The organism is Streptomyces glaucescens, assembly GCF_002154375.1.
Lineage (GTDB): Bacteria > Actinomycetota > Actinomycetes > Streptomycetales > Streptomycetaceae > Streptomyces > Streptomyces glaucescens.
In genome coordinates this window covers 1-2242 of sequence record NZ_MUND01000851.1, presented here as the reverse complement: position 1 = coordinate 2242, position 2242 = coordinate 1, and the positions used below count along the sequence as shown (strand labels likewise).

General features: G+C 75.0%; 2 protein-coding genes. Both read right to left on the bottom strand.

Annotated elements, in window-relative coordinates; genetic code table 11:
• A partial coding sequence (locus CCN42_RS38310; RefSeq protein WP_422641255.1) for a lipopolysaccharide biosynthesis protein occupies positions 1-1310 on the bottom strand: 1310 nt, incomplete at its 3' end.
• Positions 1303-2106 carry a polysaccharide deacetylase family protein gene (locus CCN42_RS38305; RefSeq protein ID WP_211294891.1) on the bottom strand — a complete coding sequence of 268 codons (804 nt, stop codon included), beginning with the start codon at positions 2104-2106 and terminating at the stop codon, positions 1303-1305. The genes CCN42_RS38310 and CCN42_RS38305, both read right to left, overlap by 8 nt.
• Between the last annotated feature and the right edge of the window lie 136 nt (positions 2107-2242).

The window sequence follows — 2242 nt, the reverse complement described above, 5'->3', positions numbered from 1 at the left end:
GGTGCCGCCCGCACCGTCCGGTAGAGCCGGGGCGCGGCGATCGCCACGATCACCGAGAGGCTGACGATCTCCGCGACGCCCGCGCCGGTCAGGCCCATCCGGGGGAGCAGCAGCAGCGTCAGCCCGAGCACCAGGGCGCACAGCAGGCCCTGGAGCCAGGCGAGCCCGGCCGTGCGGCTCCGCGCGCGCAGCACCGCGAAGTACGTCTCCGTCACCACGCGCAGCAGCGCACCGACCGCGAGGCAGCGCAGCAGCGGGGTGGCCGCATCCGCGTAGCCCGCGCCGAACACGCCGAGGATCCAGGGCGCGCCGAAGAACAGCACCGCGCACACCGGCAGCATGATCCGGGCCATCCGGCGCAGCGCCGCGCGGGTGTCGGCGGCGAGCCGCCCCGGGTCGTGGGAGCCCTCGACGGTCAGCGAGGCACCCATGTTGACGGCGAGCAGGTTGACCGTGCCGCCGATGGTCACGGTGATGTAGAAGTACGCGTTGTCCTCGGCACCGACCTGCGCGGCCACGATCACCGGGACGAGGTGGACCACGGCGAGCGAGAACAGCGAGCCGGTGCAGTCGCCCGCGAGGAACCGGCCGACCTCCCTCAGGGACGGCGGCGCGGTGTGCTCCCCGGTGGCCGCCATGTGCCGGGGCGCCAGCCGCCGCAGCACCAGCCAGCCCAGCGGCAGGACCGATACGGCGATCGCCGCGACCCAGGACACGAAGACCCCGGTCGTCGGGACGGCCGCCGCGCACGCGACCAGCAGGCCCAGCTTCACCGCGGAGAACGCGGTGTTGCCGACCGGCACCCACAGCGCGCTGCGCAGCCCGGTCAGCACCCCGTCCTGGAGGGTGAGCAGGTTCCAGGCGATCACGGCGGCCATGAAACCCAGCCCGTTCACCGGTCCGTCCAGGAAGCCGTACGACGGCCCGAACAGGTCCAGCGTCAGCAGGAACCCCCCGGCCGCCAGCGCCACCACCAGCGAACTGGCCGCGTAGGTGCGGAGGATGAGCCGCCCGGTGGTGCGCCCGGCGACCGGGATGAACCGGGCCAGGGCGCCGGTCAGGGTGACCGCGGTCAGGCCCGCGAGGAGTTTCATCGCGGCGATCGCGGCGGAGCCCTGGCCGACCGCCGACTCGGAGTAGTAGCGGGCCGCCGCCAGCCAGAACCCGAGCCCCAGCACCGCGGAGATCCCCGTGTTGAGCATCAGCGCGTAGGCGTTGCGGAACAACTGGCCGCCGCCCGCCCGCCCGGGCGTCGCCTCCTCCGGTCCGGCGGACCTGCCGGGCTGCGCTGTGGTGGTCGTGTCAGACACGGGTGCGGATGGCCTTCCGGCGGACCTGTCGGGCTCTGCGGACCACGGCGTACCCCTTGGTCAGGGCACGGTCGGTGGCGAACGTACGGGCGATCGCGCGGCCCTCGACCAGCCGGGCGAACTCCTCGATGCGGGTGCGGCGCCGCACGGTGACCCGGCGCAGCGCGTACGGCCCCTGGCGGCGCCGGGCCAGCCCGTTGCCGACGGCGAGTGCCTGCGCGAACCCGGCCGCCCGCACCTCCTGCCGCACCCGGCGGCTGGAGTAGCCGTACGGGTAGGCGAACGACGCCGGAAGCGCGCCCAGTTCACCGGCGACCAGGTCGCGGCAGCGGGTCAGCTCGAACCGCAGGGCGTCGTCGTCGAGCTGGTCGAGCTGCGGATGGCTGTGGCTGTGACCGCCGATCTCCACTCCCGCGTCGGCCAGTTCGCGCACCTGGTGCCAGTCGAGCATGGTGTCCAGGGCGCCGCCGGTGTCGTACGGGCCGCGGAGCCAGCCGGTGGAGACGAACAGCGTGGCCGGGAAGCCGTGCCCGGCGAGCACGGGCAGGGCGTGCCGGTGCACGCCCGCGTAGCCGTCGTCGAAGGTGACCAGGACCGGGCGGGGCGGCAGCGGGCGGCGGTCGCGCCAGCGGGCGGCCAGCCCGGCCGTGGTGAGCGGGGTCAGGCCCAGGTCGCCGATCACCTCCATCTGGGCGGCGAAGGCCTCTGGGGTGACCGAGAGGGCGCGCGTCGCGTCGTTCGGGTCGGAGGCGACCGCGTGGTACATCAGGACCGGCACGCCGGTGTCAGCGGTCATCCGCCCGCCCCCTCGGCCGGCGGGTACGTCGTGGGGAGTGTGCGGGCCCGTCGGGGCGGGGCCGCACACTCCCCACGACGTACCCGCCGGCCGCCGTCAGCACGCCGGCGACGATCGCCCCGGCCCGGTCCGCACC

What these genes read in the sequence shown, in the direction of transcription:
- CCN42_RS38305 (WP_211294891.1), bottom strand. Translation starts at nt 2,106, where the DNA reads ATGACCGCTGACACCGGCGTGCCGGTCCTGATGTACCACGCGGTCGCC.